Here is a 256-nt window from a genome sequence, read left to right as displayed (position 1 = left end):
AAGACTGGGCGGTATGCTCTTTAATGACCTCCGCCGTGCTTAGCCCAGCAAAACGCGCAACATCCTCCAAATCAGGACCATACTTGCCGCCATAGCAGACTGGGATCAGCCAGGTCTTGGATGGCGGCAGTGGTGCGTTCATCGATTTTTCAATTAACGGCTCAAGCTGATCTTTCAGTTCTTCAAAGCTGGTCTGGCCACCATCAAAGGTTACGGTCAGCGTCCGATAGGCTGGAATAATCGTTTTGACTGCCGA

At 51.6% G+C, this 256-nt stretch carries 1 protein-coding gene; it reads right to left on the bottom strand.

All coding sequences use genetic code 11. The features are described from left to right. Positions 1-256 (bottom strand): carboxyltransferase domain-containing protein (locus LJE08_RS14200; protein WP_227403605.1); only part of this gene is annotated, 256 nt, incomplete at both ends.

The organism is Holdemanella sp. DFI.5.55 (assembly GCF_020593575.1).
Classification (GTDB): Bacteria; Bacillota_I; Bacilli_A; order Erysipelotrichales; family Erysipelotrichaceae; genus Holdemanella; species Holdemanella hominis.
The sequence above is the reverse complement of the archived record's forward strand: the minus strand, read 5'-3'. Positions and strand labels throughout refer to the sequence as shown.